This window comes from Psychrobacter sp. LFX-11D, from assembly GCF_904846475.1.
In the GTDB taxonomy this organism is placed as follows: domain Bacteria; phylum Pseudomonadota; class Gammaproteobacteria; order Pseudomonadales; family Moraxellaceae; genus Psychrobacter; species Psychrobacter cryohalolentis.
Window position 1 is genome coordinate 62,833 of sequence record NZ_CAJHAV010000016.1, and the last position, 6,938, is coordinate 69,770.

Annotated in this window: 5 protein-coding genes; 2 read left to right on the forward strand and 3 right to left on the reverse strand. The window is 41.0% G+C overall.

All coding sequences use genetic code 11. From position 1 onward, the window contains the following. Positions 1–7: 7 nt before the first annotated feature. Positions 8–1,255 carry an NAD(P)/FAD-dependent oxidoreductase gene (locus JMX75_RS11190; protein WP_201532368.1) on the reverse strand — a complete coding sequence of 416 codons (1,248 nt, stop codon included), beginning with the start codon at positions 1,253–1,255 and terminating at the stop codon, positions 8–10. Positions 1,256–1,493: 238 nt separating this feature from the next. After that, the gene (locus JMX75_RS11195; RefSeq protein ID WP_201532369.1) at positions 1,494–3,695 is read right to left on the reverse strand and encodes an ATP-dependent helicase; all 2,202 of its coding nucleotides are present in this window, start codon (positions 3,693–3,695) and stop codon (positions 1,494–1,496) included. 203 nt (positions 3,696–3,898) lie between these two features. On the opposite strand from JMX75_RS11195, the gene JMX75_RS11200 reads away from it, so the two are divergent. After that, entirely contained in the window at positions 3,899–4,138 is a 240-nt protein-coding gene (locus JMX75_RS11200) for a hypothetical protein (RefSeq protein ID WP_201532370.1), read from the forward strand. An 82-nt stretch (positions 4,139–4,220) separates the two neighbouring features. On the opposite strand, the gene JMX75_RS11205 is transcribed toward JMX75_RS11200, so the two are convergent. Next, positions 4,221–5,711, reverse strand: coding sequence for an aldehyde dehydrogenase family protein (locus JMX75_RS11205; protein ID WP_201532371.1), 1,491 nt, complete (start codon positions 5,709–5,711; stop codon positions 4,221–4,223). Between the two features lie 276 nt (positions 5,712–5,987). Here JMX75_RS11205 and JMX75_RS11210 point away from each other — a divergent pair, with 276 nt between their 5' ends. Then, positions 5,988–6,626: a TetR/AcrR family transcriptional regulator gene (locus JMX75_RS11210; RefSeq protein WP_020443230.1), complete on the forward strand. Its 639-nt coding sequence runs from the start codon at positions 5,988–5,990 to the stop codon at positions 6,624–6,626. Positions 6,627–6,938: the final 312 nt, after the last annotated feature.

A 6,938-nucleotide genomic window follows, 5' to 3' on the forward strand; every position in this document is an offset into this window, starting at 1 on the left:
ACGTGCGTTATTGAGAAAAGCGATTGGCACTAAATGGCTCAATGTTGACCAGTAGCGGCTTTTCATGAATCATCTCTTCAACCAGACGACCGGTCATCGGTCCTAATGTGAAACCTTGATGACTATGACCAAAGGCAAACCACAATTTTTCATGGTTGCTTGCAGGACCAATAACTGGCTTCATATCTGGCATACAAGGACGTGAGCCCGCCCATGCTTCGCTCTCAACTGCATCTTCTAATGGCAATATTTTTCGCGCCAGCTTGAGCACGGTCTTTAACTGTCCAAAATTCTTTGGCGCATTCATGGTAGTCATTTCCGCACCGGTAGTAATACGGATACCTTGCTGCATCGGTCCCATGACAAAACCTTTATCCATGTCAAACATACTGTGATGGATAGTGTTTTTTTCATTGACTTTAAAATGCTGATGATAGCCACGCATCGGGAATAATGGTAAATCATAACCAAGCGGCTTGATGAGATCATTAGACCAAGGTCCTGCTGCGATGACTAACTTATCACTATAAAAGGTATCGGTATCGGTGATAACTTTCCAGCCGCCATCTTCTTGTACGATTTCTTGAACGCCAGTCTCTTTAATTACTCCGCCCATTTCTTGGAAGTTTTTTGCATAGGCTTTAACAAGAAAGCTTGGGTTTGAGACCTGCCAAGAATTCAACCAATGAATTGCGCCGACGAACTCGTCAAAATTGGCGCTAGGCTCCATGACTTTTAATTCGTCTACCGTCAGTACATTGTGCTCAACACCTTGATTGCGTGCATCAATAGCGAGCGCAATGGCTTCTTTAAAGGTATCTTCAGAGCGATGTAATTGCAACCAGCCATCGCGCGTAATGAGCTCGTCTGCACCAGAAGCGCTAATCATGGTTTGATGTTCACTTGTGCAATGCTCAATCAGTGTTTGCCACTCGCCTTCGATTTTTTTGACTGAAGCAGGTGTAGAATATTTCCAGTATTGCAGCAGCGCTTGATGATAACGAAGAATAGCTGGTATACGATAGCGAATATCAGTACCTTGGTTCGGCAATACACGTATCATCTCAGTCAGCTGGCGCGGAAACGGATGCGTATGAATCGCCTCGCGCTGAATCAAGCCAGCATTGCCGTATGAAGTCTCTGAGCCTGGTAACTTTTTGTCTATAAGCAAAACTTCAGCATTGTTTTTTTGTAGATGCCAAGCAACCGATGTGCCAACCATACCTGCACCGATAACGATAACTTCATGACGCATAACATATCCCTTTTTATGGCTTTGATACAGAGTGTCGAATAGATGAATATAACGGACAAGGTAGTCATAGTAACGCATTGAGAAACATTTTAAACCCTTATCTAATAAATATTTTTACTATTCCATACTTTCCGTTATACTATTTTATCTAAGGTATTTTTGATAGGAATAATGATAGCCAACTATAAAACAAAAGTCATTTTTTAAGCTATTTTGCCAGCTTTTATAGCGTTTTTTATCACCACCAAACCGGATCATCACTCTCTTCTAAGGGCCGTTTGACCGTTACAACTGTTATCTTATCGGAAGGTATTTCAGCAATAAACCGTGACACTTTATCAAAATAGCCTGAATAGCTCGAAAAATAGTCTGGCGCCGTTAAAAACAGCCTGCTCTTAGCGCGACTACAGGCGACATAAAACAGCTTACGCTCCTCTTCCAACTCTTCAAAATCACTGAGCGAGCGGTAATGTGGCGTCATACCATCTACTAAAGAGTTAACAAATACCACCGGCCACTCAAGTCCTTTGGCACTATGAATGGTCGAAATGGTCACTTTGTCCCTATTTTTGTCGATACCTTCTTCGCCTTTTTCAGGCTCACCTGCAGTGGCAACCGAGTCATTAGGTGGATCAAGTGCCAGATTTTCTAAAAATTTATCTAGGCTATCATGCTCTAACGCTAGATTTTTGAGCACACGGAAGTCTTCGCTACGCTCGCGCCAATTGTCTTCATTGATTTTTAAAACGGGCATATAAAAATCTAGAATTAGCTCAATAATGGCTTCGACCGACTCTGCTTGGCTGGATTTACTTAGCATCTGATAAAGTGGCTCAAGTTGGGTGCTTTTTTTGGCAAACTTTGTGGTTAATAACGGCTCAAAGGAATTGTTGTCGGCATTGATTGCTTGGGTCAAGCGTGTGGCAGTCACTGACCCTACCCCTTTGAATAAGGTCAAAATACGGTGCCATGCAATGGTGTCATTTGGGTTATAAAGTATCTTGGCAAATGCTAAGACGTCTTTAATGTGGCGCCGTTCAATAAAACGAATACCGCCCACCACGATAAACGGGATATTACGTTCCATAAATTCTAGCTGAACGTAGTTAGATTGAAAGGAGGTTCGGCACAATACCGCAAAGTCTTGATAATCATAGTCTGTTTTTAATTCGATAATTCTATCAGCAATATACTTTGCTTCTTTGCTTTCATCGCTAAGTCGGCGAAATACTGGCTTTACGCCTTCTATAGAAACACCAGAGTACAGCTGCTTTTGGTAACCCAAGGTGATCTGAGCAGACAGAGCATTGATATAATCAAGCACTGCTGGCGTACTACGATAGTTTTGCTCAAGTTTAATCAGCTTGGCTTCAGGGTAACCCTCTCCGAATAATAAAATATTTTCATAATTGGCGCCGCGAAAGGCATAAATACTTTGGTTGTCATCACCAACGACCATTAGCGACACTGACGTAGGCGCACAGATGAGGTCAATCAGCTCTTTTTGCGGAATATTGGTGTCTTGATATTCATCAACCATGACATAACGATATTGCTTTTGTAGCAGTTGGCGAAAGGTATCATTAGTCTTTAAATGACGCACCACTTGGCTAATGATGTCATCAAAATCGTATAAATGATTGACACGCTTGTACTCATGAAAGTCAATGGCCAATTGCTCAATAACAGGAATATGCACGGCAATATCAGGATAGCTGTTTTCGATTAAACCTCGGATATGAATACGGCGATTTCTAGAGGTTGAAAAGATGTTTTGCAACGTTTTTTTGCGCGGAAATGCCTGATTGGTTATTTTGGTCGGATACTTTTTTTCCTTATGAATTAAATCGATAGCGTCTTCACTGTCGCCTGTATCTAGAATGGTAAATCTCGGATTAATACCAAGCAGACCTGAGTATTGACGCAATAGCATATTACAAAAAGAGTGAAAAGTGCCACTGGTAATGTCATTCAGGGCTTTATTTTTTGGCAATTTATCTTCTACCAAATCCTTATTTAACCTTTGGGCAAAAGATGGTGTGCTTGCTAGCAAAGCTCTAGCACGACCTTTGATTTCGTTGGCTGCTTTACGAGTAAAGGTTAATAGTAAAATCTCTTTTGGCGACACGCCGTTTTCTATCAAGTAACTGGTTCTATAAGTCAGAGTTTTGGTTTTGCCAGAACCGGCACCGGCTATCACCAATACCTTACCCTCAATAGTCGTGGCGGCCAATAGCTGATTGCCATTAAGCTCACTGGCATAATCTACTTGAAACCCTAAATGACTGGCAAGCCTTTGCGCTAATACCTCAGTATCCGCATTTATCAAATTGGCTTCAAGCTTCTTAATGGCCTGTTCAAGCCGCGTAATCTTGGGTTTCATCTCGATAAAATTTTGCGGATAATTATAATGGTGGGTAGCAAAAATGGTCGTGGTCATTATAGGATATTACCTTTGATATGGTTTAGCGTGCCATTCATTATAAAGTAAGATAATAATTTTAGGGGCTGTCTTAGATAAGTAAGACAATCTAGGGCAGCTTACAGATAGATTCAACCCTACTTGACGCTTCACCACTTTCAATACACTCATTGACTATAAGTAAGCCGACTGCTTAAATGATTTATCCCTAGGAGAATATCATGACTGAAAAAACCGAAGAAAACGCTGCTACTCACAAACGCAAATTAATTGATAAATTTTTGATAAAACTGACCAAAGAAGAACCGCAGATGTATTATGCCACGACATCTGAGATTGCACGCAGTCTTTATAGCATGTTAAAAGAACATACGAATCGCCTAACCGTTGAGGAACAAGCGCTTATCAGACATATGACTATTGAAGAAATACAGGGATTGCTAGGCTTTCATGTTAAATAAAAAAATAAAATCATCCTGATTTTATAAAAAAAGACCGCCCGAAGGCAGTCTTTTTTTATAGTAAAAATTTAATCCAAATTATTTAGAAAGGATAATCGCGCGGCGTATGCTGCACTGAAATCCAATGCAAGGTAGTAAACTCTTCTAGTATCCATTCCCCATTAAAGCGTCCGATACCCGAGTTTTTCTCACCGCCAAATGGCGCGTTGCTTTCATCATTCACTGAGATATCATTAATATGGGTCATGCCAGCTTTGATATCACGAGCAAAGCGCAAGCCTTTTGCCATATCTTGGGTAAACACTGCACTCGATAAGCCATACATAGAGTCATTAGCAATCGACAGCGCATCGTCTTCATCTTTGGCACGAATAATACCAACCAAAGGACCAAATACTTCATTACACGACAAGTCCATCTCACGCGTTACTTCACTAAAGACATGCGGTGGCACCACTTGACCTTTTATCTCACCACTTAATAGCATTTTTGCGCCTTCATCTTGCGCTTTAGCGATTTTTTCTTTTAGCGACTCAACTTGTTTTTCATTGATAATCGGACCGACTGCCGTATCAATTTTGCTAGGATCGCCAACATTCAAGGTCTTAACGTGTGCCACAAAACGCGTAACGAAATCGTCATAAATATCATCTTCGACAATGATACGGTTAATCGCAATACAGATCTGACCTTGATGCAAGAATTTACCAAAGGCAGCAGCTTTTACGGCTTGCTCAATATCAGCGTCTTTTAGCACCACAAATGGGCTGTTACCACCTAGCTCTAGCGCCACTTGCTTGATATAGTCGCCGCCATTTGCCAACTCACCGATATGCTTACCTACAGAGGTTGAACCGGTGAAGGAAACCAAACTCGGAACATGATGGGTGACCATCGCATCGCCAATTTCACTACCGCTACCAACGACGACGTTTAGTAATCCTTTTGGCAAACCGGCTTCTTCAAATATTTTTGCAAGCAGCAACCCACCAGTAATCGGTGTATCACTAGCAGGCTTTAACACTACGGCATTCCCTAGTGCCAATGCTGGCGCAATAGAGCGCTGGGTTAGATGTAATGGGAAGTTCCATGGGCTAATCACGGCAATCACACCCATCGGTTCACGATAGATAAAGTTTTCTTTACCCGGTGTGTTCGACGGGCGAATCTCACCATGCACCCGATTAGGGAAACTTGCGGCTTCAAGGGTAATCGCCCGCGCACTGCTAAACTCGACCATCGCCTTAATACGGGTACTGCCCGACTCTTTAATGAGCCAATCGACAATCTCATCTTGACGCTGATCAAAGATACTAACTACTTTATAAAGGATAGCAGCACGTTCGTTCGGAGTTTGCTTTGCCCACTGTTTTTGCGCTTCACTGGCAGCTTGATAAGCTTCATCAAGTTGTTTATCCGTTGCTTGTTGAATCTCAACCAAGGTTTCACCGTTAAACGGATTGGTATTAGTATTGATACTATCGTCATCACCCTTTTTCCATTCGCCTGATATATATTGCAAATGAAAATCTGTATAAACATTTACCTGCGTATTTTTAGTTTCTATTGACATAATTGTTCCTATTTTTTATTTAATAATATTATTAGAGTGTGGCTATAACGTATCATGGCCGTCTATCAGATTCCGTAACACGTTTAATAAGCAATAGCAGCATACAATAACAAACGTAACTTGATAGACGACTGGTCTAATGCTAACATAAACGCTATAAAAATTAGAATCTTTTAAACCTGTTGTTTGTTGAACAAACGTAACTTGCCAATTAATACTTATAAATTTGTTAAACCATCTTAAATAATTAGTCTCTCTAAGGAGAACATAAGTCACATGTCTATACCCAATGCTATAAAACATACTCAACCAGATAGTTCGCTATCTAATATTGCATTATCGAACACCAGAGACCATCTGTTAACGACGGGCTATAAGCTCATCGCACAAAAAGGCTTTACCGCAGTTGGTATTAAACAAATATTAGATACGGCAGGCGTGCCCAAAGGCTCTTTTTATCATTATTTTGCGTCAAAAGAAGCCTTTGGCGAGGCGATTATCAGCCACTACTTTACCCAGTATAAGCAGCGCCTTGATACTATTGGTTCACAAGACGTTAGTGCCCAGCAGAAATTGTATGACTATTTCCAAAACTGGTATGACACGCAGCAAAGCGGCTGCGCTCATGAGAAATGTTTGGTGGTAAAGCTTAGCGCTGAAGTGTCAGATATGTCGGAGCCAATGCGTAAAGTCCTATATGCGGGCTATCAGCAAACGATTACATGGCTTGCAACTCAAATCAAAGCCGGCTGGGCAGACGGTTCTGTGCCTCATCCCGCTAACGTAGCGGCTGAGAGTATGGCAAAACGTTGGTATTTTGCATGGCTTGGTGCCAGCTTAGTGACCAAAATTAGTCAAACGGATACCCCATTAGCAGAAGTATGGCTGATGACCACTACCGCTATGGGTCGCTAGTTTTTTCATTTTATAAACGATCTCTTTACATTCTGTAGCTCTCGTTTTGTCTATCTTTCTGTCTTACTCCTCCTTGTTTAACTTACCATGAACTAGTGTTGAACAAGGATATCTTATTAATATTTTGTCTTAGGAAAAATATTAATTACTACTATTAAAAGTCCAACTGAATAATTCGATTAACTGGTGTAATGGACAAAATTCATGCTAAAAAGTAGAAGGTAGTCGCTAATGGACATAATTCATGCTATTTGAGTGACTTTGATGCTAAAAAGTCTTTAATAAACCGTAACTTACGGTGCTCATTTAGCC

Bases quoted from the DNA above. Each gene is read 5' to 3' on its own strand.
- JMX75_RS11190 (WP_201532368.1), bottom strand. From the start codon at position 1,255: ATGCGTCATGAAGTTATCGTTATCGGTGCAGGTATGGTTGGCACATCG.
- JMX75_RS11195 (WP_201532369.1), bottom strand. From the start codon at position 3,695: ATGACCACGACCATTTTTGCTACCCACCATTATAATTATCCGCAAAAT.
- JMX75_RS11200 (WP_201532370.1), top strand. From the start codon at position 3,899: ATGACTGAAAAAACCGAAGAAAACGCTGCTACTCACAAACGCAAATTA.
- JMX75_RS11205 (WP_201532371.1), bottom strand. From the start codon at position 5,711: ATGTCAATAGAAACTAAAAATACGCAGGTAAATGTTTATACAGATTTT.
- JMX75_RS11210 (WP_020443230.1), top strand. From the start codon at position 5,988: ATGTCTATACCCAATGCTATAAAACATACTCAACCAGATAGTTCGCTA.